Genomic DNA, 24,400 nt, shown 5'->3' on the forward strand with positions numbered 1-24,400 from the left:
TGGAGTGGATTGAAGGTGAAAAAAGTTCAATTGGGATTTCTGATTTTCACTTTGTTATCCTCTATCTATTCAAGCTTGACGTATGCGGCTTTTGATAATGGATATCCGACAGGAGATATTGAAATAAGCCCACAAGGGCCTGTATATATGCAGACAGTGAAGGTTGAGGTCATAGGTCAGGACGACGCAAGACCTAAGGTAGTATGGGTACAAAGTGATACAGATATATGGAATGCTAGTTTTGATGGGGGTACAGCGCAGACCGGTACATATAGTAGTGGCACTGGTGCACTCCCCAGAGAGAAACGTACAGATTTTAACTTGGACATGACTCCCTATGCTCCAGATTCTTTGAAGGACTCCCTTAATAATCGGTTTAATAGAAATTATGTAAAGGAATTAATGATTACAGATATGGATTGGAAAGATGCAGCAAGTTATATAGGTGTAGGAACTAAACCTGTGTATCAGTTAGGAACTACAATAGCTAACATCAAGGTAAGTACGGGATACCCTTTAACAGCAACGAATAAATGGCAATTTGCCGATCGGTATGATGGGGCTCCAAAGTATATGGCTGAATATTACATTCCTATCTCGGTTTCCTTCAAGGGCTATGTCATCGAGAAAAAACAAATACGAGTTCAGTCCAACGCAACATTAGCAATAGGCGACACTAAAGATATGACAGCCGAAGTGCGGACATTAGAATATAACATGTCAAATTGGAATGACAATTGGTATAATGTATCCTCTAATTCAGAAACTACGTGGTCTTCAAGTAATACATCCGTTGCAACGGTAAATAGTACAGGTAGAGTCACAGCCATTGCTAACGGAAGTACTACAATTAGCGCGGAGTGGAAAAAAGGACCCTACTGGTTAAAAGCTACTGCTGTCATTACCGTTGGTGATGAGCCTGGTGGTGGAAATACTGATCCTCCAGACCCCGGAAGCGTCGAATGTACAGAGCCTTCGCCAAACCGCACTATGGCTGGGGAGGATTTTAACCCAGTAGTGAGCGCAGAAATTAGAGCGGACAGCCGTGGAGGTGAACGCTTTGACGTAGGAGATAGAATTCCTACATCCGAAAGTTTATACGGAAATGTGAGTTCAAAGACCTATTTACACAATTACGAGTATCAAGAGATGACCGGGAAATGTACATATAAGGTAAATGTTTTGGTCCAACCTCCACCTCCAGATCCGAACGCTCCTTTGCCGACTCCTACGCCGACACCAGAACCCGGAGGAGAAGGGGAAACAGAACCTGAAGGGAATAATGTCTCTGTTGAAGTCGAGAAAGAATATTCTTTTTGGACGATTAAAGATGTGAAAGTCTATAAGATCAATGAAGCTAAGTTATGGAACTACGCGTTTGACGGCGGGGGAATACGAATACAGCCTACTGGATATGACGAGCCGTATTATTATACGGAGTTAACAAGTGGCTATGAGCCAGATCCTCTCCCAGAAGACTTGCAAATTCCTTTTGATCAAGATCCACAAGAAGCAGCGGAAAATGCAGTGAGTGTCACGGTCAGAAATGATACATTTACATTTTATAGCCAAACTTTAATGAGTGGTTCCTCTAGCTCTAATACAGGATCAACGCCTTTGCCGATTTCTAACGCACAACCGATTGATAATAATGTGCTTTATAGTCCTGGTCATGTAATTCCGAACAGTAAGACAAACAAGGCGAACCAGCCAAGCACAGGTACCATTTATTATGATCAGGTGAATGGCTCTGCCGCATTGGAGTATTCGATCAATGGGATCAATTCTGTAACGGTACATACGCCTGTCGTAAATTACGCGGAAGTGCTTGACGACGATAATCGTCCCTTTGATCAGCGGATGGTAACGAATAGGAGTATCCCTGTGATTATATTGGACCGAGAGTTTACCGTGAAACTAGACGAGAATGGATACCATTCTGACAAACTAGGGTATACACAGCCCTTTACGAAATACACCAAAGCTAAACGAGTGAGATTTCCTTTTGGTGTCTTTGATGGAAATCAATACATCGAGGAAAATACATGGATCTATATTGATGTGGGTACAGCAGAAAAAACATTTAAGATGCCGACATGGATTGATGAAAACAAGTATACGATTGAGACGGAAGTGATCGCGATTAATGCGGGAGACGGCTGTCAAACCGAGAAAAATTCGGATCTTACCAACCATTGTGCCAAACGAACGATGAATGTGGACGTTGTCGGACGACTCTTTGGCTTCCGTATATGGGATATTGGAGATTTTCGCTATGAAGATGTATTCCGCACGCAAAAAGGACAAGCAGCTCATGCCTCATTTTATTACGTATCAGGTGGTCGTGATGAGAATCGTGTGAACACCAAGCTTTGGGATCAACCACAGAGGATGTTACCGGTAAGACCAGGATCGCATCCGACCTATGCGATGAACGTCCCTCATAATGGCTATACGTATTTATTCGATTTCAAGACCATTGGAAACGTATGGAATGTGGGAGAGGGGATCGGGATTACCCCTACCTTCTGGTTCGTTCCTCAAAAAGGTGGTACAGCGCAACAAGTTAACTTATATTACGATGCATCTGGCGTATCGAATAAGATGATCCAAGTCGGATCTACTGTCGATAAGAAGATGTATAGTCGTGTCTATAAGCTAGCGGACCCATTCCGAAATATCAATACGGCAGAGCTGCAACGCTCAGCGGAGTATGAATACAACTTTATTTGGACGCCACTAGAAAGAGCGAAAACACCTTGGGTAAAATTCTATCAACAGTATCTAACCCGTCAACTTCAGATTAGTGATCAAGGATATAACAATGAAGTGTTAGGGTATCGATCTCGCACGATCATCGGGCCGCAACCTCCTACTGGCTCGAACGTGACTCAAGAACGTGCGGAACGAAGTGTGCAACATTGGTACGGAGAATATAACTTGCCTGTAGCCCCGTATATTCTTCCTACAGGTACGTCAGTTCTAGATTTGGCCAAACAATACGGTGGTGCATTAACAGGAAAAGAAAAAGAGTTTATGAAAAATGGCTATATTATTGTCAATTTTAAAATCAATACGTTACGCGAGAAGAATGGAAATATCACGCAATTACTTGGTTATCAAGGCGAGATTGCGAATATGTGGGAGATAGAAGGACAAGTGAAATCATCCAGTGATATATATGGTAACCTTTTTGATTACAACTGGGGTGACCATATCTTATTCGAATCCGATTATTCCGTACGTAATGATTATCAAGGTGCAGGACATTAATTGAATAAACACGAAAGATGTAATCCATCCCATCTAAGACAAGAGCGGGCCGGATGGGGAAATTACAGAAGGATTTGCAAGAAATATCTGACGATACGAATTATTTGCGTACAAAGACGCAAGGCTTCCTTAATGAAATGGATAGGGAATTGTATAACCGCGTGTCAGGAGAAGCTCAGCTTGCGCAATCTCAGATCAATCGCCTGGCGGATGACTCGGAGCAATTGAGCAATTTCATCCGACTGGCTATCACCAAAATCCAAGGAGCAGAGCTACAAAATGTGGCGGATGCGATAGCTCTGATGAAAGGGAGCGCGAGGGTAGAGTCATGGGGAAAACCACCTCAAGGGAAAGCTCTTCCTATGATCGAACGGGATACGTGGAAAAGCTGGGGCAGCTTTTCTAATCAGCTATTGAAGGATTCGCCCAAATGGTATACAACAACGACGATCCCGCCCTTTTTGTTCGGTACCTTCCGCGGTCTTATGTTGCAACTGGAAAGAACGACATTAATCGATCGCATGCTAAAGTATAAAGGGGATGCAGAGATTGCTGCCTTGCTGGAGATGATGCAGCATGGTTCGATACAAGAGCAGATGGAAGCCGAGCAGAAATTAGACAAGATCAGTGATACACTAATCGAAGTGGGACGATGCCAAGCAGCCTATGAGATATATAAGCAGTTTGGACGAACCTCTTATATGGAATTCGCACATGGGGAAGCGGAAAAAGCAAGGACCTTGTTGTCAGAGCTCGGAGTCAGCAAAACCTTCTATGATGAGAATGTACAACTAACATCTGAATACACCGGAACGCCGTTATCTGCCTGTCTGTACAACCCATTGAAGCATGATTATTCGATCTTACCCACAGACAATCGACTTCTCACGATGATCCGACTTAGCATGGGAGATAGGGAGTACAGGGAATGGGCGAAGGAGAACTACGATGATTTTTATGAAGAAATTAAAGCAACCGAGGTAAGTGCAGAAGGTCCAGTACTTGGGGCTTATGATCCAAGCAAGACGGTAAGTGAAGAAGAACTAATAACAGGTAAATCCAACAGATATACACGAGAACAACTTCGAATGATGTGGAACAAACTTAGCCCAGAAAGCCAAAGTGATCTTAGACAAGCAAGACAAGCGAATTGGTTTATAAGTGGAGGTCCCATCCGAGCAACATTATTTAAAAAAGTAATAGAGCCATTTGGGAATATGTTGGATTCGGTTATATCGAACCCAATGGGTGACTTCTTATCAAGATCAACCTATATTCCAGGCGTGTCAGTGGGTGTTCAAGAATCTACAGGAAATGAAACGGCCGACAAAGTAAGTAGCTTTATCGGTAGTAATGCAGCCCCATTCTTTGTGCCAACGGGAGCGCCTTTTAGATCAGGACCGATGGGGGCACCCTATGATGCTGCAAATAAACTATTAAACACGGGTGCAGGACAACAAGTAGTCAGTAAGCTAGGTACTGGAATCGAGAAAATCCCATTTGTAACTTCAAATTTTGCTCAGGGAATAGCCAGGGTTGGACTGGCTGAAGGTATGGCAGGGGGCGTTCAGAATCCTGCATCCATGCTTGTCAACAATTCTGATCGTAGTGCAAAGGAATTACTTATGGACTCTGCGATAGGTTTTGGGGCCGGATTTGCATTAGGTATGGGTGGATATGCAATAAGAGAGGGTATTGGCGCAGGGGTCAGTAAAGTACTGGGCAAAGGGAATGTTCCTGACTCAATATTAAACAATGTAATCGACCAGGTACCTGGAGGGATGGATGATGGTGTGGGTAGTGCATACGACCATGTATATACATCTACTCGTCCAGTTGAAACAGTGTTTCCTGAACTTAAAGATATTAATCCTCATTATGTAGAGGGTGCAGGACCTGGGGTAAATATTAACTGTACATCTTGTGCAAATGCTACACATAGCCGATTATCCGGAGTGGATTCGGAAGCAATCGCACAAAAAATGAATGGTTATGGGTATCATAGTGATTTATTACCTTCCTCACCATGGGGATTTGAGAAACCAGCTACAGTTTCTGAAGTTATTGAAATGGTTTCTAAAAAAGGTGACGGATATACAGGACCGGTTGTTATCCATCAAGGGAATATTTTTCATGTAATTAATGTTGTTAATAAGAATGGAGAAGTTTTTTTTATTGACTCGCAGATAGGGAAAATTGTTGAGTTAGACCCAAAACTTATACTTGAATTAGGAAAACCAGACTAAAGTGAAGGGAAGTTTTTTTTTGAAAAAGTATATTCAAGAAATTACTTTGGCAGAAGCAAAAGAGTTAGCAGAACAACTAGCATTAATAAAGTTAAGTAAATATAGATTAAATGAAACTATGCCGTTACTAAGTGAAGATTACCTTGAAGCAGAGTGTTGTTGGTTTTTCTTCAGGAATAAAGAAGTTGAAGGACCAGAAGATGGTTTCCGCTCTTGGGATTGTGCTTATTCAGTAAGTAAAAAAGGAGATGTAGGCACGGTAGTTGACTTATCAAATGAACCAGAGCAGTTAGAAGATTATCTTAAGAAGTTCTCAGACCGTTGTAAGGAAATGGGGTTATAGAGCAACAATATTTAAAAACGTTATAGAGCCGGTTGCAAATACGTTAGAATCTCTTTTATCGAACCCAATGGGTGAGTTCTTATCAAGATCAACCTATATCCCAGGCGTGTCAGTGGGTGTTCAAGAATCTACCGGAAATGAAACGGCCGACAAAGTAAGTAGCTTTATCGGTAGTAATGTAGCCCGATATTTTGTGCCTACGGGAGCGCTTTTTAAATCAGGATCGATGGGGCACCCTATGAAGCTGCAAATAAACTATTAAACACGGGTGCAGGACAACAAGTAGTCAGTAAGCTAGGTACTGGAATCGAGAAAATCCCATTTGTAACTTCAAATTTTGCTCAGGGAATAGCCAGGGTTGGACTGGCTGAAGGTATGGCAGGGGGCGTTCAGAATCCTGCATCCATGCTTGTCAACAATTCTGATCGTAGTGCAAAGGAATTACTTATGGACTCTGCGATAGGTTTTGGGGCCGGATTTGCATTAGGTATGGGTGGATATGCATTAGGTAAGGGTATTGGCGCAGGGGTAAGTAAAGTACTGGGCAAAGGGAATGTTCCTGACCCAATCGTAATTGATGGGGTGGGTGATGGTAGTTGGTATGCCAAGAAACCTTTGAATGCTGAGGATTTTATTGGGAAACTTGATGAGAATTTTGCGAACTTAAGTACCACGAAGCAAATAGATGCGGCATTTAATAGAATTGAATCAGCCTTTGGTAAGAAATATGCCGATGAAGTTAAAAAGTTATTTGACTCAACATCTCGATCATTTAACACTTCACATATGGGAGAATTCAGATTTGATATGAAAGGTAATCCGATTATCGATTTAAATAAAAAATTTGGGAATTCAAATATTCTGGCAAATACAATACTACATGAAGTAAGGCACTACCGACAGTTTAATAAACTTAATCTATCAATTAGAGAATGGCACGGTTTACCCGAGGGGTTCGTAGAAAGATATGCTACTGGCACTAATATCTGGCAGGGGAAGAAACTAGGATTAACAACGGAAGAATTGAAAATATTTGAAAATTATTATAAATACTATAGGGGGTTGGAATAAATGAAATTGGATGTATTTCCATTAGAGGGTTACATTTATCAGGGAAGTGTAAAATCTATTCCTGTTGTAGTAAGATTATCTTCAATCGAAATTATTGAAATCGCAGAAAAGATAGATTTAAGAGAAATTGTTTTATTACAAGGAGACGATCCAGTATTTGGAGGATATATTAGAAGTGGTTTAGGTTGGGAAAAGGATACAATAACTATATCCCCTGATAAACCTCATCATAAAATGTACGATATTTGTAATTATGAAGATAGCGACCTATTACCCGGTAAGTACGATGTAAATATTGCATTGCAAGTCTACCGTTATGAACATGGGAAAAGAGCAGAGACTGTTGATTTACAAGCAAAGTGTGAATTGTTGATTAATTAGTCCTCATTTGGGAGCTACCCAGTGCCGGATGAAGGATCAAATATAGTTGGCTGGTGGAAAAGTGAGTCTATATTTCCATATAGTACTGAGTTTGAGAAGGTCAGATTCATTATTATCGAAATGTTAATATAAGTAAGGAAAGTAGATTTGATGTAAAATTAAAGTATCTAAGCCCAAAATATTAAGGACAGATTTAAAATACTTATTTTGGATAATAGACTTAGAAGAAAATTTTATACCTATTTATATTAAACTAACTCTTTTATGGCGGACACGTCTAAAGGGGCTAGTTTTTTGTCGTTAGGAATAAACTTTTATATATTACAAATTTCGACAACGGAAAATGCGGAAAAGTGATATATTGCGAGGATGGAGTGTAATATTGTGGAATATGGAAGTGGCTGGATTTCTATAATTAGTAAATAAAATGTATAACGGAGGTTTCTTAATGAGCAAACGAAAAATGATTGCATTCCTTGCTGCGATGATGGTCGTGACAAGCATCCCAGGCAGCATATTCGCTGCGGAAGGGGAGAATTCAAGTACAGAAAGTGTGCAGGAAACTGTAACGGAGGTAAAGGCACCTTCCATTTTTACTGCTTTTACAGATATTACGAATCATTGGGGGAAAGCAGATATCGTGAATGCGGCGACGAAAGGGTATGTCAACGGTTATGTAGATCAGACGTTTAAACCGAATCAAGCCGTAAGTCGTGCAGAGTTTATCAAAATGGCTGTGAGTGCAATCGGTTTTACATTAGAGCAAAAGGAAGGTCCTTGGTATACACCGTATATTCAAGCGGCTCAAAGCAATAACGTAATTGGTGACAAAGAATACATAAAAGGTGACTACAATACCGCAATGACGCGTTTGGAGATGGCAATAGCAGCTGTTCGTGCTGCTGGTCTGACGGCGGCAACTGACGGAGAATACATGCTAATTGCCACGAAAAATGGCTTGATCCATGGAACAGGTAAAGGAAATTTGGATACGCTAGCAACGACTACACGTGCGCAGTCAGTTGTGATCATTGAACGAATTTTAAAAGTTCGTGCAGGTGAGATACTCCCCGTAGATGAAGAAGCAATCAAAAGCGCCGAAGACTTAGCCAATGCGAAGCTGGATCCATGGGGACGTGTGATCCGTACAACGAATCTACCAAAGAACGCACAAGATTTCTCATACATTCTAGCGGATTTACCAAATGAAATGTATGAAATGCCATATAAAAAAATGAAAATTTTTGATGTTGTATCAAGCGCCCAAAATGCACTAGATGGATATAGTAAAGAACAAGCAGATGAACCTGCTAAAAATATTGAAGATTATTTTGATCGTGTGTTTAATATTGATTATCGTACTATCGATTATAAGTGGGCAGAAGAAATGCATAAAACCTTAAGTCTGGAAGGAAAAAATGCATACAGCATTAATGAAAGATTGAGAAAGCTAAAAGAATATGTAGATTTTGTGAAGAAACATAAAATTATTACCAAAGGAAGTATGAAGGCCGAACCAAGTATGGCGTTCAGACAAGGGTATAGTAAAATGCGTTGTAAGTTTGACTTTACTATTGTCTCAGCCCCAAAAGAAGTTTTCAATGTAAAAGATTGGATTGATTATAGTGTCTTCTGGAATCAAGTTTTTTGGCCGCCATTTACCTCTAAAAGTGTTGGAGTTAGATTTCAAGGTTATACAAATATATCCTATACAGCTGATGGCAGGTTGTCAGGATATGGAGATGATCTAACATATGATTATCAGCTTATCAAGTAGGAAAAATTTGGTTATGAATACAATATTAGTGGTAGTGAGTTTGCTTGTTTCTTTATTTACTTTTTCTAATTCAATAAATGCAGACTCAGGGCTAGAACACCTGGGGATGGTACACTCGTATTTAAACAACGGTTAAAGCCTCTTCATAAATATCGAACCGTAGGGTTTTATATTCATAAGAATGAATCGGTTGATATGAAACCTTATCTATTGGATAAAAAAGCAATACTCTGGTTAAAAGATTATAGTAAACAATGTATTGATGATGATAAAACAATGGTAATCCACGAATTTTGGAGGATCTTTTAGGTTTAGATCCGGGTTATTTAGGAAAACATCCAATCATATTGGAGATAAATAATCCATCTATTATTAGGATTCCATCAGGAAATGAAGCAGGTGCATGGCCTGAATACTGGATTCCAGGTGGATACACGAGTGGTGGTGTTCCAGAGGCTGTGGTCGATCAGATTCCATCAGGAGGATATACAATATCTGATGTTTATCTTAAACAGTAAATTTGAAGGAAGGAATTATATATGGAGAGAATACACCAGGGGAATGGTTTTGCCATTATCAAGAAGGGTGATAAAAATCAAATTACGTGGCCGCAAGGCCCATATGGGCACCCTGTTTTTTACGATATTTCAAAAGAAAATATGGAGAAAGCACTAAAGTCAGACCAGGATGCTTATAAAGTAATGGTTTATGCGGAGACGGGAAATTGGCCTTTAGAAAAAGACGAACAGATGGAAAAAAGAAAAGCATTTATTAGACGTTTTCCCGAACTATTGATAAAAGTACCCGAGAATCAAGATTTATTTGATGAAGAAGAATTAAAAATATTGCTTCAACAAATAAATGAAGGATTATAAAAGGATGAGTGTATGATAGTTTACTCTTATTCTGTGAAAGTCTAAGATGCATGTGGTATTAGTAGAAAGCAAGACATCATCGTAATAGGTTTATACTTAGTATTCCCATGAGCCAGTAACAACGAAAACGAATAAAGGTATTGAAGTTGAAATCCTTTGATTGGTTAGGAAAGGATACAGTTTTTTTGAAGCTATAATAGTAGATGATTTTTGGGATAATGAAGACCTATTATTTGATATTCTTCTTATTAAATTTCTAATAAACTATCCAAATTCGAGGATGGAAGATCTAGCTCCTTTATGGCATAGACGCTATAAAGGAGCTATTTTCTTATCGTTAGGAACAAAATTATAAATATTACAAAATTCGACAACGAATGATGTGTAATAGTGATATATTAAGAGGATAGATTGTCATATTATGGTATGTGAGTAGCTAGATTTTTGCAATAGTAAATATAATTTATAACGGAGGGGTTTTAATGAGTAAACGAAAAATGATAACATTCATTGCTGCAATAATGGTCGTGACTAGCGTCCCAGGAAGCATATTCGCTGCGGAAGGTGAGAATTCAAGTACAGAAAGTGTGCAAGAAACTGTAACGGAGGTCAATGCTCCCTCCATTTTTACAGCTTTTAAAGATATTACGAATCATTGGGGTAAAGCAGATATCGTGAATGCGGCGACGAAAGGGTATGTTAACGGGTATGTAGACGGGACGTTTAAACCGAATCAAGACGTAAGTCGTGCAGAGTTTATCAAAATGGTTGTGAGCGCAATCGGTTTTGCATTAGAGCAACAACAAGGATCAGGACCTTGGTATAAGCCCTATATTGAAGCCGCTTTTATTAATGACGTTATTAAGGGGAGTGAGTATGGCGATTATAATGTGGCAATGACTCGCTTGGAGATGGCTAGGGCTGCCGTTCGAGCTGCTGGTCTGACGGCGACATCAGATGGGGAATACATGTTAATTGCAACGAAAAATGGCTTGATCCATGGGACAGGTAAAGGGAAATTAGATATACAGGCTACGACTACGCGTGCGCAGTCGGTGGTGATCATTGAGCGAATCTTAAAAGTCCGTGCAGGTGAGGTATTACCCGTAGATGAAGAAGCGATCAAAAATGCTGAAGATTTAGCCAATGCGAAGCTGGATCCATGGGGACGTGTAATTCGTACGACGAATCTACCAAAGAACGCACAAGATTTTTCATACATTCTTGCAGAAATTCCTAATGAAATGTATGAAATGCCATACGATGATTCTTTAGCATTCAGTGGAATTTATTCACTTAAAACAAGTAAAACAAGATTGACAGATGATTACATTAAGTATGACAAACTATTTATTGATAAGTCAGTCAAGAAAATCGAAGATTATTTCGATTTAATTCTAAATATCGATTATCAGACAATTGATTATTCTTGGGCTAATGAAGTGCAAGCTTTGCTCTCTAAAGATGGCACAAGTGATCTCGCTAGAAAAAATAGATTGAATAAGATGAAAAAATATGTGGATTGGGTGAAAAAAAATAAAATTGTTACGAAAGGGAGTGTAAAAGCGGAGCCAAGCATGCTGTATGAGTTTGGGGATATATACATGCGCAGCAGCTTTGAATTTACTATAGTATCAGCACCAAAAGCTGCATTCAATTGGGATGATCATTTGCTGGAGTGGAGTATATTTTATGACCAAACATGGAATATGAGTTTTATTAAAAATAAAGTAGGTGTGAAGTTTAAAGGGTATACGGATATTTCTCTTAGAAATGACGGCTACTATAGACTATGGAGTGATGGCGTAGATATTTCAGACCATTATAAGTTATTGTAGGTGTATTTGTGATGGTACGATTAAGCAAGCTATTAATACTACTATTTTCCATACTACTATGGATACAATCACCTCATATTACTAAAGCGAATGAATTAATCATGAATCCTGATCGTTCTATCAAATTTGAAACTATCGTAAAAGCTTCAGGAGGAGGATACAGATACAGAACCGTAGGATTCTACATCCATAAGGAACCTTCTCTAACTTTAAAACCTAATGAATTAACTAAAAAAGGTAAAATAATGATTGGTGATTACGATACAGAATGTGATGATGATCGTACTGGAACACAAATTAAATTTACGTGTACCTTTAAGGCATCGGATGTTGAGAATGCATTGGACCAGGCGCTACTCGGGGAAAATGTGTCTGGTGATAAAATTTATGCGAGTGCTATTTTTAAGATTTCAAATGCATCAGGGAATTTTTTAGATAGTAATACGAAATATTTCTATAACTATTCTCAAATTTTGAGTGCTTTACCGAACGGTATTAGGTGGCCAGATCAAGTGCAACAAGATTTGAAGGAATACTATAATCAGTATTTACCGATAATAGGTTCAGAGGCATATACGGTAGCGATTGAAAAAGGAAGAAAGTTTAATGGAAATTTATCCAGTGGTATTTTACAAGGTCCGACAAAGTTAATACCCAATGAGACGCAAAAAGTGCCTATGACAGACTTGTTTAAAATCGGCAAGCCATTCAATGCGACCTTTCAGGGCAATCTAACAATCAATGGAACGCAGTATGAAATTGTTAGCTCGTACGTCACATCCAAAAATAAAAATTGGAGAAAAGAAGCCATTATTAATTGGCCAAATCCCATAACAACCAATCGAAACCCAACGGTAGATGTTATGGACACCTATGTTGTAGCGGAGTATAAAAAGAAATTAGATGTTGATATTCCTGACCCTTCTGGAGAATGTACCGACCCTACTCCTCGTGGACGTGTCAATGGGCAGGACATGCTACCTTCATCGACAGGGTCGATTCTTGAAGATACACCTCACAATCCAAGAGACTTTGATGCCGTGCAAGGGATCCCATCTTCCGAATATCTAGTTGCAAGTACCGAAACGAAAAACTACTTGTTTGAAAACACATTCGTAGAGATGGTCGGTGAATGCAATTACAAGGTACCAGTCACACAGGAATACACCTTGAAGTGGGACGATGGTGGAGGTACGGGTTCAGACGGCACTCCGCTTCCGCCCAATCCTCAAACCGAAGACGGTTCATTTACCGCAGAAATGGAAGTCAAACGGGAGTATTCGTACTGGATGATTGAAAAATTAGGTGTTTATGGGATTGATCACGCTGAAATGAGTAATTATGCCCTTCCGGGTGGTACTGTGACGCTCTTTCCACAGAACTATTCATCTCCAAGCGTTGATGCAATGAATACATGGAAATATACTCCACCCGAACTGAAGGAAGCAGAGAAGCCAATTAAAAAAGTTGTTGATGGCGGTAGAAGTAAACCCTCACCTCCGACCGCAGCAAACGTAAATTTACAGTCATACGCCGAAAAAGCCGTTGGCAAGGTTAAAGTGAATAACGATTCATTGACTTTTAATGGATCAGTTATTATGGACGGTAGTGAAAAGGAAGAAAAGGGCGCTACTCCTTCTACGATTCCACCACCAACCCTGATCCAAGTTCTTCGAGAGGACAACTTGCAAATCGAGTACTATAAAGCGAACCATGTCGGAGAGAGTAATGGAACGATTTATTATTCCCAATTGGTTTATGACTTTGATGGTGATGAGGATCAAGAATACCCAATTGAAAGGATTAATAGGGTAACGGTACACACGCCTGTCGTAAATTACGCGAAAGTACTTGACGACGATAATCGTCCCTTTGATCAGCGAATGGTAACGAATAGGAGTATCCCTGTGGTTATATTGGACCGAGAGTTTACCGTGAAACTAGACGAGTACGGGGAGCATTCTGACAAACCAGGGTACAAACACCCCTTTACGAAATACACCGAAGCTAAACGGGTGAGGTTTCCTTTTGGTGTGTTTGATGGAGCTCAATACATCGAGGAAAATACATGGATCTATATTGATGTAGGCACCGCAGAAAAAAAATTTAAGATGCCAACATGGATTGATGAAGACAAGTATACGATTGAGACGGAAGTGATCGCCATTAATGCGGAAATGACCGAGATTAATAAGGGGAATGGCTGTCAGACAGAGAAAAATTCAGATCTTGCCAACCATTGTGCCAAACGAACGATGGATGTGGACGTTGTCGGACGACTCTTTGGCTTCCGTATATGGGATATTGGAGATTTTCGCTATGAAGATGTGTTCCGCACGCAAAAAGGACAAGCCGCTCATGCCTCATTTTATTACGTATCAGGTGGTCGTAATGAGAATCGTGTGAACACCGATCTTTGGGATCAACCACAGAGGATGTTACCGGTAAGACCAGGCTCGCATCCGACCTATGCGATGAACGTCCCTCATAATGGCTATACGTATTTATTCGATTTCAAGACCATTGGAAACGTATGGAATGTGGGAGAGGGGATCGGGATTACCCCTACCTTCTGGTTCGTTCCTCAAAAAGGCGGTACAGCGCAACAAGTTAACTTATATTACGATGCATCTGGCGCATCGAATAAGATGATCCAAGTCGGATCTGATGTTGATAAGAAGATGTATAGTCGTGTCTATAAGCTAGCGGACCCCTTCCGAAATATCAATACGGCAGAGCTACAACGCTCAGCGGAGTATGAATACAACTTTATTTGGACGCCACTAGAAAGAGCGAAAACACCTTGGGTAAAATTCTATCAACAGTATCTAACCCGTCAACTTCAGATTAGTGATCAAGGATATAACAATGAAGTGTTAGGGTATCGATCTCGTACCATTATCGGACCGCAACCTCCTACTGGCTCGAACGTGACTCAAGAACGTGCGGAACGAAGTGTGCAACATTGGTACGGAGAATATAACTTGCCTGTAGCCCCGTATATTCTTCCTACAGGTACGTCAGTTCTAGATTTGGCCAAACAATACGGTGGTGCATTAACAGGAAAAGAAAAAGAGTTTATGAAAAATGGCTATATTATCGTGAATTTCAAAATCAATACGTTACGTGAGAAAAACGGAAAGATCACGGAATTACTTGGCTATCAAGGCGAAATTGCGAATATGTGGGAGATAGAGGGACAAGTGGAATCATCCAGTGATATATATGGTAACTCTTTTAAATACCAATGGGGTGACCACATCCTATTCGAATCCGATTATTCCGTACGTAATGATTATCAAGGTGCAGGACATTAATTGAATAAACACGAAAGATGTAATCCATCCCATCTAAGACAAGAGCTTCGAATATAGATTTCGAAGCTCTTTGACTACAACGAGAGTGATTCATCCGGGCAAGAAAGGAGTAAATAGGTGGCTCAGAAATCGATGTTTCAAGAGGGCCGGATGGGGAAATTACAGAAGGATTTGCAAGAAATATCTGACGATACGAATTATTTACGTACAAAGACGCAAGGCTTCCTTAACGAAATGGATGGGGAATTGTATTCCCGCGTGTCAGGACAAGCTCAGCTTGCGCAATCTCAGATCAATCGCCTAGCGGATGATTCGGAGCAATTGAAAAATTTCGTCCGACTGGCTATCACCAAAATCCAAGGAGCAGAGCTACAAAATGTGGCGGATGCGATAGCGCTGATGAAAGGGAGCGCGAGGGTAGAGTCATGGGGAAACCCACCCCAAGAGAAAGCTCTTCCCATGATCGGGCGGGATACGTGGAACAGCTGGGGCAGCTTTTCTACGCAGCTATTGAAGGGTTCGTCCAAATGGTATACAACAACGGCGATCCCGCCCTTTTTGTTCGGTACCTTCCGCGGTCTTACGTTGCAACTGGAAAGAACGACATTAATCGATCGCATGCTAAAGTATAAAGGGGATGCAGAGATTGCCGCCTTGCTGGAGATGATGCAGCATGGTTCGATACAAGAGCAGATGGAAGCCGAGCAGAAATTAGACAAGATCAGTGATACACTAATCGAAGTGGGACGAAACCAAGCCGCCTATGAGATATATAGGCAGTTTGGACAAACCTCCTATATGGAATTCGCACATGCGGAGGCGGAGAAAGCAAGGGCCTTGTTGTCTGAGCTTGGAGTCAGCAAAACCTTCTATGATGAGAATGTAAAACTAACATCTGAATACACCGGAACGTCGTTATCTGCCTGTCTGTACAACCCCTTGAAGCATGATTATTCGATCCTACCCACAGACGATCGACTTCTCACGATGATCCGACTTAGCATGGGAGATAGGGAATACAGGGAATGGGCGAAGGAGAACTACGATGATTTTGTAATAGAAATTCGAGAAGAAGATAGATTAGAAAAAGAGAATAGTCATCCTAAGAAGCTACCTGACGGAACGGATATTACCACCAATAATAGTCGCAACGAAACAACGCTTGACTATTTCCTCAAACATGTGATGAAAGATCCGGATAACGTGGATATCTTGCGCAATCCTGATCTGGAATATCAGGATTGGTTGAATAAGACTTACGGCGAGACCGAAAGTGATCTTATTGAGGCAATAGAGGGGATTGGCCTTGGGATATCTGAAGGAGTTATAAGTTTGGTTGATGGAGTTGTTGAGGCTGTAAAGCATCCTATTGATACCGTTATCTCTGTAGGACTTATGGCTGGAAATTCACCCCAAGCAAAGGAATTTCAACGACAAGTAATAATCAATACATCGGCACAGATTGCAAATTCCTATATTCGAGATGTAACCAATGGTGGCACTAAATCCCGATTCAAATTTTTCTCGCGAGGTACATTTGAAGTTGTATCAGCTATAGGCGGCCCCAAAGGTTTAAAACAAATGTTAGGTGTAATGAAAGTAACAAAAGCGGTTAAAGTAACTGCTGAAGTGGCGGAGGTGGCTAAAGTGGCCGAAGCAGTCGAAACAGTGACTTCGGTAGCTGAAAAGGTGAAGAAGTTTAAATATCCAGCTTCAGTGTCGCGGTTACCAGAATCATTTGCGAGTAAATTACCCTTACAGATGGTTAAGACTCCAGAGGGTTTCAAGATGATAGTACCCAATACGGGGAAGATGGAATTTGGCCCTTCGAAACCGCCTACTATACATGATGGACCGAGTGTTGCTAAGGTAGAAGGGAAGATTGAGGGGACGGGACAAGGTCTAGAACTATACCGTCGAACAGCCAACGTTGGTGAGTTTAGTCATTTGGAAGTTCCTATGCAATTAAGAGAAGTTAAGCGCTTAGCTGAACAGGCAGGTGTGGGATTAGATGGTGTGAAGATAAAAATAATTAGGGATCCTGAAATGCTAGATGTTCCTTTCGCAGGCTGGGCTAATCCAAACGGTAAGGAAATTCAGTTATATCCTAATGCGTTTATTAATGAAGAACAATTAATTAAAACTTTAGCACACGAGAGGACGCATATTTTTCAAGTTAGGATCTATGGGCATGCTGCAGATGATTCGATGTTACGCTTATTCGAAGATGGAGCATACGGCATTGAAGATACTTTTTGGGATTATTTTAAGAAGAAAGGAAACTGAACATGGTTAATCCTAAATTTAAACAATGGTTGAAGTTATCAGCAGTAGTTCAAGAGACCGTTCCTGATGTCCCCAAGATTAACTGTCCAAGTTGCTCCAGTTCAAATATTAGTTTTGAATATATTGGAGATAGTGAAAAGAGGCAGGGGTATTTTTTAATATGGTGCAATAATTGTTTGGAAGGAATTAACATTTCAAGGATTCAAATTCCTGAAACAGCAAATGTAATCCCATTTAAAGGACCAGATGAACAAATAGCACACATACCAAATTTCACAAAGATTACTCCGTAACATATTCTTTGAGACGGGTTTACAATTCCAACAACAAGATCGTACAATACAACCAACAAACCAAACACTAAATAATTTAAACACTTGATAAACTTTCAAAGCTCTTTCCAACTTGTTTTATGAGTAGGAATGAGCTTTTTTGCGTGCAGAAAATAAACGAAGGAGCTGAATGACATGGCAAAACAAGTACAGATAGTAGAGGAAAAGGTAGGCTTAATTGCACAGGCACCAGGCACAAGCAGATTACGTGGAAATAGTAGAGGAAGTAAGGGGGTACTGTCAGAAGGCACGAGAGTTACGGCAACAGGCAGAGGAGTTAAGACGATCTGGCAGTACCGACCCTCAAATAGCCACAGAAATAAGCAAGCTACTGGAACAGGCCAGATCAGAAGGACGGACACCCAAGGCTGGAAATTCTACGCCGCATAGATAGCTTGGAAAGAGAAGCATCTGGATTACGTGAGACTGTACAGTACAACGAAAAAGTGTTAGCCCGTCAACAGATAGAACTGGAAGAAACAGGAAGAGAAGCTGTACTAGTGGTACAACGAGAAAAGGATCAAATACAGGAAATTGAACAGCTATTGGAGTCACAACGAACAAAGCTGACAGAACTGGTGGGGAACAGAATTGAGTAAGAAGTTGATAAAAAGATTTGAATCACTAGAAGAGATTATTGAGTCGGCAAACGAGATTGGAATCATTGAAATTGTAGATGACGAGGACATTATTGAATTGGTGATGGAGGAATAGACGAATGGAACAACTAAGTCCTGAAGCATTGGAAGCACGCCGTCAGTACGAAAGAGAGTACAGACGGAAATGGCGGCAAAAACCTGAAAACAAGAAGAAGCAAAAAGAGTATGAACGTAGATACTGGGAACGTAAGGCACAGCAATCCAAGATGCCTTGTTGTCAGAGCTCGGAGTCAGCAAAACCTTCTATGATGCGAATGTAAAACTAACATCTAAGTTTGGTTGATGGAGTTGTTGAGGCTGTAAAGCATCCTATTGATACAGTTATCTCTGTAGGACTTATGGCTGGAAATTCACCCCAAGTAAAGGAATTTCAACGACAAGTAATAATCAATACATCGGCACAGATTGCAAAATCCTATATTCGAGATGTAACCAATGGTGGCACCAAGTCCCGATTCAAATTTTTCTCGCGAGGAGTATTTGAAGTTGTATCAGCTATAGACGGCCCCAAAGGTTTAAAACAAATGTTAGGTGTAATGAAAGTAACAAAAGCGGTTAAAGTAACTGCTGAAGTAGCGGAAGTGGCAAAAGTGGCTGAAGCAGTCGAAGCAGTGACTTCGGTAGCTGAAAAGGTGAAGAAGTTTAAATATCCAGCTTCAGTGTCGCGGTTACCAGAATCTTTTGCGAGTAGATTACCCTTACAAATGGTTAAGACTCCTGAAGGCTTCAAGATGATAGTACCCAATACGGGGAAGATGGAATTTGGCCCTTCGAAACCGCCTACTATACATGATGGACCGAGTGTTGCTAAGGTAGAAGGGGATATTGAGGGGACGGGAGATGTTAGACCTGTCCAAATAATTGAAAACAGATATCCAAATGAGATTCAGCAAGGAAAGAGTTTTGAATATGTTTTGGAGAATGGTCAAGTTAAGATTCGAGATGGAATTAAAGAGGTTGACTTCGTCATAGATGTAAATGATAACTTAAAGGTTGGACGAGGACATTCTTATTTAACTAATGGAGCTGATGTTCAAGCTGCTGGAAAACTAAAAGTCGATGCAAATGGAAATATTAGAAGGATAACAAATGAATCAGGACACTATACTCCAACAGCTGAGCAAGCTAAAAACTATGAGCAAATATTTAATAATGCTGGAATAAAGACAGAAAACGCTTGGTTAGAAATATATCAATTAGAACTAACGAGCAACGGTTATGTTGATTTAGGGAAATTAAAGAAAGTACAGTCAACTAAATTGAAATAAAGGGAGGAGATATTATGACAACTCAAATGAATGAAGAAATTTTTTCAACAAATTTATATAAAGCAGTTGATAAGATAAAGAAGGCTAGGAACATTTCGAGCGATATAGTTAAATTTGTTATAGAGCCTGTCGAGGAACATGGGAAAATGTTAGATGGTGGCGATGAAATGATGAAACGTCTTGTGTTATCTAAAGAGAATATTGGTGGTAAAAAACTATTGTTAGAAGATGTTGTTGGGGTTTTAGGTGGGCTTTTTCCGAAAGCTCCCATATGGATTAATGTATCTTTTATGGAGATGGAAGGAGATACCGCCATATTTAAATTGGAAACTAGTTCACGTTTTAGAAAACCAACATTATTAAGGAATGCTGAAACAGGTCATGCCCCTTTTAACGCCATTGTATAAGATTTTTGTGTAAACTCTTTATAGAGACTCAATGGGGCTACCCAGTGCCGAATGAACCCATCATTAAGCCAATAACACATATAACCCATGTAATACCCGTATAAAGATTTCGTCATTACGGTTGTACGCACATCAAATGCTTTAATTTTATACCCTAAATGACGCTATTCCGATACATCTAGCAGGTCAATTATGGTCAGATACCACCATGATTGACCTGTTTTTTGTTACCTTTGTTATCTGCGGTTTTTTCAAAATTACTCGCACCTGTAAAATACCATATAACGATAGTGATACTGAGAAAGAAAAAAATCGCACCTTTCAAGATGTATAGAACGACAACTATATTAAAGGTGTTATAAATAGTACTTTATCTGCAACCGAACTGACTCTTACAACGATGATTACGGTGCAGGAAAGAAATTTGGTAACGTGCCAGTTAACATATAAAGTTAAGGCAACGTTTTAAGCTAGCTGCTTTGTCCTTTAATATAGTGCGAAATGTATAGTAGATAGTTTCTTAGATAGTAGGAATAAATTTTTATATAATACAAATTTCGACAACAGGAAATGTGGAAAAGTGATATATTAACAAGATAATATGTAATATTATGGTACTTGAAACATTTAATAAAGAAAATGTACACGGTTATGTAGATCATACGTTTTAACCAAATCAAGCCGTAATTCGTGCAGAGTTTATCAAATCGATGATAAAGAATACATAAAAGTAATGACGCGTTTAAGGATTGGCGAAGGCAGACGTCCGAACTGCAATAAACGCGAAAGATGTAATCCATCCCACCTAAGACAAAGAGCTTCGAATAAAGATTCGGAGCTCTTTGGCCACAGGCGAGAGTGATTCATCTTAGCAAGAAGGGAGTAAACAGGTGGCTCAGAAATCGATGTTTCAAGAGGGCCGGATGGGGAAATTACAGAAGGATTTGCAAGAAATATCTGACGATACGAATTATTTGCGTACACAGATGAGTGGTTTCCTTGCCCAAATGGATGGGGAATTGTATTCCCGCGTGTCAGGTCAAGCTCAGCTTGCGCAATCTCAGATCAATCACCTGGCGGATGACTCGGAGCAATTGAGCAATTTCATCAGACTCGCCATCACCAAAATCCAAGGAGCAGAGCTACAAAATGTGGCGGATGCGATAGCGCTGATGAAAGGGAGCGCGAGGGTAGAGTCTTGGGGAAGCCCACCACAAGAGAACGGGCTTCCCATGATACAACGGGATAGGTGGAGTCAATGGGGCAGCTTTTCTAATCAGCTATTAAAAGATTCACCCAAATGGTATACAACAACGCCGATCCCGCCCTTTTTGTTCGGTACCTTCCGCGGTCTTACGTTGCAACTGGAAAGAACGACATTAATCGATCGCATGCTAAAGTATAAAGGGGATGCTGAGATTGCTGCCTTGCTGGAGATGATGCAGCATGGTTCGATACAAGCGCAGATGGAAGCCGGGCAGAAATTAGACAAGATCAGTGATACGCTAATCGAAGTGGGACGAAGTCAAGCCGCCTATGAGATATATAGGCAGTTTGGACAAACCTCGTATATGGAAGTCGCACATGCGGAGGCGGAGAAAGCAAGGGCCTTGTTGTCTGAGCTCGGAGTCAGCAAAACCTTCTATGATGCGAATGTAAAATTAACATCAGAATATACCGGAACGCCATTATCTGCCTGCCAGTACAACCCATTAAAGCAGGATTATTCGATCATGCCAACAGATGATCAACTTCTCACGATGATTCGACTTAGCATGGGAGATAGGGAATATAGGGCATGGGCGATGGAGAACTACGATGCAATAGCAATCGAAATTGCAATTGCTAAGGTGGACTGGACGGCAGTGGTTGAGGGGATGGGGAATAGCAACTGGGAAAGTCAACCGGCAAAAAAAGATTTTATAGACAAGTATTTGGTAGATCCACTTATAGAATTTGTCACTGGTGAAAAGCCCGGTATAAAAACTCAGGGCCAACAAGTGCTAGAAGCTCAATTAATTACAATGCAAATGGAGATGCAAATGGAATTAACTGAGCTTTCGGCCGATTTTCAGGCTGCTATGCGTGGTGCAGCAAGTGCTGATAGGATAGCTGAACTAACATCGATCGGAACACCTGAAATTAATAATGGTAACAATAAATTTGGAAAAGTTGGACAGGTTCAAAAAATGCAAAGCAGTGTTGGGGGGACGGTAAATTCAGACACTTTTGCAGATCTTATGAGTCCGGCAGATACCAAACGTTATAATCAATTTTGGGATTATGCAGAGAATGGATTAAGTGTAGAAGATAGAGTAAGGATAAGTGACTGGAGTTATCCTCCAGATGGTAAACTATATAATAAGTATCAGTCAGTTTATACTGAACCCAAATATTATGATCAAAAAACTGGTAATATAAATTGGCCGGGAGAAAATGGTGATCCTAACATTAATGGTTTTCTGCTGGGAATATCAGAGGATATGACTCTAAAAAAGGGCATGTTAATTGATAGATATGGTTCTCCAGTAGGGAACTTCTTTTCACCAGAAGGTATCCCATATGAACAAAGGGCGCTTGCTCCACATAGCGACTATGCAGACTATTATGTGTATAAAATAGTACAGGATTTTGAAGTCGAAGGTGGTATTATTGCACCATGGTTTGATAGACCAGGTGGAGGGTTACAGTACATTAAGTATAAGCCTGATGGAGATAAATATTCTTTAGAGGAACTGGTTGATCTTGGTTACCTAATAAAAGTTCCCGTTAAAAAGTGAGGGTGAAATTATATGGATCAAAATAAATTTTTAACGTCGTTTTTGGGTGATTTCTTCGTTGTAACAGTTAACAAAGATAATAATATAGAAGTTTACACTAGAATTTCTAACAGAACGGACATGATAGACCCAGAAATATTTGTGATGTTATCAGAGAAAAGCAAATCTTCTTATGAAGTGATAGTAGTCCAACGTGGAAAGCCGCGTACGGTTGCCACGTTTTCAGAAATTGGTGTAGGAACTGTGGCTTTAGCATTGTATGCCAGAATTCGTCTTGGAGGAGTTTCTAAAGATGAGGAGATACAAAATAAGTTGTTAGAACTGGAGAGTAATGACTTTGATAAATTAAACGAAATTCTATTAGGAGTTATTGGGGATGAATATTTTTCGATATTTAATAAGAAAAAATACGCTATTAACTTAGAAAGGAGCGACGTTAAAGAAACGTATAATATATACTATTTAACGGGAGAAAATGAGGAAATATATTTTGTTAAAGATAGAGAAGCGCCAAACTGTTTTCTTGTAGTATATAACTTCTCGGAAAAATTAAAGGCTATATTTAAATACTTAAATGAGTGCCAAAAATATATTGCTTTGGATGAAGAGTTCAAAGATAAAATTATAAAAATATTAATTCACTAAGGTAAAAGAGGTTAATCAGATAAAACTGGTTACCCTCTTTTTTTATCTACACACTATAGAATATTACCCCTAGATTAGAGGATTTTGGACCACTGTGACGTACGGGGGAGAGTTACTATTAAAGAGTGTATCCTTACTATCACGGAGGTGCTTTCATGCGGATTATTGTAAAAGATACGGAACAAGAGTTAGATATTGCAGCGGCGCTTGAAGTAACAAAGCAAGTGATCGTGAAACCGGATAGCGTTCTAACTTTTGCTGGAGGGCAGACCACCATAGGGCTTCATCAGGAAATTGTGAATTTGTATAAACAATGGAATGTGGATTACTCAGAATTGAAGGCGTTTACACTAGACGAATATGTAGGACTGTCACCGGAAGATCACAAAAGCGTTAGCTTCAGAATTCGTAATCAGGTATTGAATCATCTCAATATAAAAAGTGGAAATATTCATATGCCTGATGGCATGGCGGAGGATCTGGACAAAGCTTGCCGTGAGTACAATGCTCTTCTGGACAGGCATGCTGTAGATCTTGAAATACTGGGTATAGGAACCAACGGTCATATTGGATTTAATGAGCCGGGGACTGAATTCCATTTAGATACACATGTAAAAGATTTGGCGAGCAGGACTGCCGAGATGAAGGCTGGATTTTTTGGGTCTGCGGATAGGGTTCCGAAGCAGGGGCTTACCGTGGGAATCAAGCGGATCATGATGTCGAAACAAATCCTGCTGCTGGCCAAAGGGAAAAGCAAGGCGGAGATCATTAAGAAGGCAATATATGGTCAGATTACACCGGAGATCCCTGCATCTGTTCTACAATTACACCCTTTTCTAACGGTAATGCTAGATAAGGAAGCTGCCGAGATGCTCTAGAAGTAAGTAAGTCATATGAACTAA

21 protein-coding genes and 1 pseudogene are annotated in these 24,400 nt (G+C 40.1%); all 22 read left to right on the forward strand.

What is annotated here, in order from left to right; all coding sequences use genetic code 11:
• Window positions 1–15: 15 nt before the first annotated feature.
• The 22 genes and pseudogenes from NST85_RS06410 to NST85_RS06515 all read left to right on the forward strand — a co-directional run bounded on the left by NST85_RS06410 (window position 16) and on the right by NST85_RS06515 (window position 24,376).
• Window positions 16–3,273, forward strand: coding sequence for a DUF5704 domain-containing protein (locus tag NST85_RS06410; RefSeq protein ID WP_341188873.1), 3,258 nt, complete (start codon window positions 16–18; stop codon window positions 3,271–3,273).
• Between the two features lie 53 nt (window positions 3,274–3,326).
• Window positions 3,327–5,519, forward strand: a complete 2,193-nt coding sequence (locus NST85_RS06415; RefSeq protein ID WP_341188874.1) for a toxin glutamine deamidase domain-containing protein — start codon at window positions 3,327–3,329, stop codon at window positions 5,517–5,519.
• Between the two features lie 19 nt (window positions 5,520–5,538).
• Window positions 5,539–5,862, forward strand: coding sequence for a hypothetical protein (locus tag NST85_RS06420; RefSeq protein WP_341188875.1), 324 nt, complete (start codon window positions 5,539–5,541; stop codon window positions 5,860–5,862).
• Window positions 5,863–5,929: 67 nt separating this feature from the next.
• A complete protein-coding gene (locus NST85_RS06425; protein WP_341188876.1) occupies window positions 5,930–6,124 on the forward strand; it encodes a hypothetical protein in 195 nt (64 codons plus the stop codon).
• A gap of 143 nt (window positions 6,125–6,267) precedes the next feature.
• Window positions 6,268–6,933, forward strand: coding sequence for a hypothetical protein (locus tag NST85_RS06430; RefSeq protein WP_341188877.1), 666 nt, complete (start codon window positions 6,268–6,270; stop codon window positions 6,931–6,933).
• The gene (locus tag NST85_RS06435) at window positions 6,934–7,314 is read left to right on the forward strand and encodes a hypothetical protein (RefSeq protein WP_127195302.1); all 381 of its coding nucleotides are present in this window, start codon (window positions 6,934–6,936) and stop codon (window positions 7,312–7,314) included.
• Window positions 7,315–7,762: 448 nt separating this feature from the next.
• Window positions 7,763–9,091, forward strand: a complete 1,329-nt coding sequence (locus tag NST85_RS06440) for an S-layer homology domain-containing protein (protein ID WP_341188878.1) — start codon at window positions 7,763–7,765, stop codon at window positions 9,089–9,091.
• A gap of 293 nt (window positions 9,092–9,384) precedes the next feature.
• Entirely contained in the window at window positions 9,385–9,609 is a 225-nt protein-coding gene (locus tag NST85_RS06445) for a hypothetical protein (RefSeq protein WP_341188879.1), read from the forward strand.
• A gap of 21 nt (window positions 9,610–9,630) precedes the next feature.
• Complete coding sequence (locus NST85_RS06450; protein WP_127195305.1) at window positions 9,631–9,966, forward strand: hypothetical protein; 336 nt, start codon at window positions 9,631–9,633, stop codon at window positions 9,964–9,966.
• A gap of 482 nt (window positions 9,967–10,448) precedes the next feature.
• Window positions 10,449–11,804, forward strand: a complete 1,356-nt coding sequence (locus tag NST85_RS06455; RefSeq protein WP_127192118.1) for an S-layer homology domain-containing protein — start codon at window positions 10,449–10,451, stop codon at window positions 11,802–11,804.
• Between the two features lie 11 nt (window positions 11,805–11,815).
• Window positions 11,816–15,121: a DUF5704 domain-containing protein gene (locus tag NST85_RS06460; RefSeq protein ID WP_341188880.1), complete on the forward strand. Its 3,306-nt coding sequence runs from the start codon at window positions 11,816–11,818 to the stop codon at window positions 15,119–15,121.
• Between the two features lie 117 nt (window positions 15,122–15,238).
• Window positions 15,239–17,407, forward strand: coding sequence for a hypothetical protein (locus NST85_RS06465; RefSeq protein ID WP_341188881.1), 2,169 nt, complete (start codon window positions 15,239–15,241; stop codon window positions 17,405–17,407).
• Between the two features lie 2 nt (window positions 17,408–17,409).
• A complete protein-coding gene (locus tag NST85_RS06470; protein WP_127192116.1) occupies window positions 17,410–17,700 on the forward strand; it encodes a hypothetical protein in 291 nt (96 codons plus the stop codon).
• Window positions 17,701–17,874: 174 nt separating this feature from the next.
• Window positions 17,875–18,129 (forward strand): hypothetical protein, encoded by a 255-nt coding sequence (locus NST85_RS06475; RefSeq protein WP_246054048.1) that lies wholly within the window; start codon window positions 17,875–17,877, stop codon window positions 18,127–18,129.
• Window positions 18,130–18,134: 5 nt separating this feature from the next.
• Window positions 18,135–18,338, forward strand: coding sequence for a hypothetical protein (locus tag NST85_RS06480; protein WP_246054047.1), 204 nt, complete (start codon window positions 18,135–18,137; stop codon window positions 18,336–18,338).
• Window positions 18,331–18,453 (forward strand): hypothetical protein, encoded by a 123-nt coding sequence (locus NST85_RS06485; protein WP_281278190.1) that lies wholly within the window; start codon window positions 18,331–18,333, stop codon window positions 18,451–18,453. Before NST85_RS06480 ends, NST85_RS06485 begins: the two co-directional genes overlap by 8 nt.
• 4 nt (window positions 18,454–18,457) lie before the next feature.
• Complete coding sequence (locus NST85_RS06490; RefSeq protein ID WP_127192115.1) at window positions 18,458–18,658, forward strand: hypothetical protein; 201 nt, start codon at window positions 18,458–18,460, stop codon at window positions 18,656–18,658.
• A 594-nt stretch (window positions 18,659–19,252) separates the two neighbouring features.
• Window positions 19,253–19,666: pseudogene (locus NST85_RS06495) on the forward strand (hypothetical protein); the annotation flags it as partial.
• Window positions 19,667–19,680: 14 nt separating this feature from the next.
• Window positions 19,681–20,073 (forward strand): hypothetical protein, encoded by a 393-nt coding sequence (locus NST85_RS06500; RefSeq protein ID WP_127192114.1) that lies wholly within the window; start codon window positions 19,681–19,683, stop codon window positions 20,071–20,073.
• Between the two features lie 890 nt (window positions 20,074–20,963).
• Window positions 20,964–22,853 carry a TNT domain-containing protein gene (locus NST85_RS06505; RefSeq protein ID WP_341188882.1) on the forward strand — a complete coding sequence of 630 codons (1,890 nt, stop codon included), beginning with the start codon at window positions 20,964–20,966 and terminating at the stop codon, window positions 22,851–22,853.
• 12 nt (window positions 22,854–22,865) lie between these two features.
• Window positions 22,866–23,498, forward strand: a complete 633-nt coding sequence (locus tag NST85_RS06510) for a hypothetical protein (protein ID WP_127192112.1) — start codon at window positions 22,866–22,868, stop codon at window positions 23,496–23,498.
• 155 nt (window positions 23,499–23,653) lie between these two features.
• Window positions 23,654–24,376, forward strand: coding sequence for a glucosamine-6-phosphate deaminase (locus tag NST85_RS06515; protein WP_127192111.1), 723 nt, complete (start codon window positions 23,654–23,656; stop codon window positions 24,374–24,376).
• The last annotated feature ends 24 nt before the right edge of the window (window positions 24,377–24,400 follow it).

Source organism: Paenibacillus sp. FSL K6-2524 (assembly GCF_038005525.1).
Classification (GTDB): domain Bacteria; phylum Bacillota; class Bacilli; order Paenibacillales; family Paenibacillaceae; genus Fontibacillus; species Fontibacillus anaericanus.

Excerpts from the sequence above, each read along its gene's own strand:
- NST85_RS06415 (WP_341188874.1), top strand. The coding sequence starts at position 3,327 with ATGGGGAAATTACAGAAGGATTTGCAAGAAATATCTGACGATACGAAT.
- NST85_RS06425 (WP_341188876.1), top strand. The coding sequence starts at position 5,930 with ATGGGTGAGTTCTTATCAAGATCAACCTATATCCCAGGCGTGTCAGTG.
- NST85_RS06430 (WP_341188877.1), top strand. The coding sequence starts at position 6,268 with ATGCTTGTCAACAATTCTGATCGTAGTGCAAAGGAATTACTTATGGAC.
- NST85_RS06435 (WP_127195302.1), top strand. The coding sequence starts at position 6,934 with ATGAAATTGGATGTATTTCCATTAGAGGGTTACATTTATCAGGGAAGT.
- NST85_RS06440 (WP_341188878.1), top strand. The coding sequence starts at position 7,763 with ATGAGCAAACGAAAAATGATTGCATTCCTTGCTGCGATGATGGTCGTG.
- NST85_RS06450 (WP_127195305.1), top strand. The coding sequence starts at position 9,631 with ATGGAGAGAATACACCAGGGGAATGGTTTTGCCATTATCAAGAAGGGT.
- NST85_RS06455 (WP_127192118.1), top strand. The coding sequence starts at position 10,449 with ATGAGTAAACGAAAAATGATAACATTCATTGCTGCAATAATGGTCGTG.
- NST85_RS06460 (WP_341188880.1), top strand. The coding sequence starts at position 11,816 with ATGGTACGATTAAGCAAGCTATTAATACTACTATTTTCCATACTACTA.
- NST85_RS06470 (WP_127192116.1), top strand. The coding sequence starts at position 17,410 with ATGGTTAATCCTAAATTTAAACAATGGTTGAAGTTATCAGCAGTAGTT.
- NST85_RS06475 (WP_246054048.1), top strand. The coding sequence starts at position 17,875 with ATGGCAAAACAAGTACAGATAGTAGAGGAAAAGGTAGGCTTAATTGCA.
- NST85_RS06490 (WP_127192115.1), top strand. The coding sequence starts at position 18,458 with ATGGAACAACTAAGTCCTGAAGCATTGGAAGCACGCCGTCAGTACGAA.
- NST85_RS06500 (WP_127192114.1), top strand. The coding sequence starts at position 19,681 with ATGACAACTCAAATGAATGAAGAAATTTTTTCAACAAATTTATATAAA.
- NST85_RS06510 (WP_127192112.1), top strand. The coding sequence starts at position 22,866 with ATGGATCAAAATAAATTTTTAACGTCGTTTTTGGGTGATTTCTTCGTT.
- NST85_RS06515 (WP_127192111.1), top strand. The coding sequence starts at position 23,654 with ATGCGGATTATTGTAAAAGATACGGAACAAGAGTTAGATATTGCAGCG.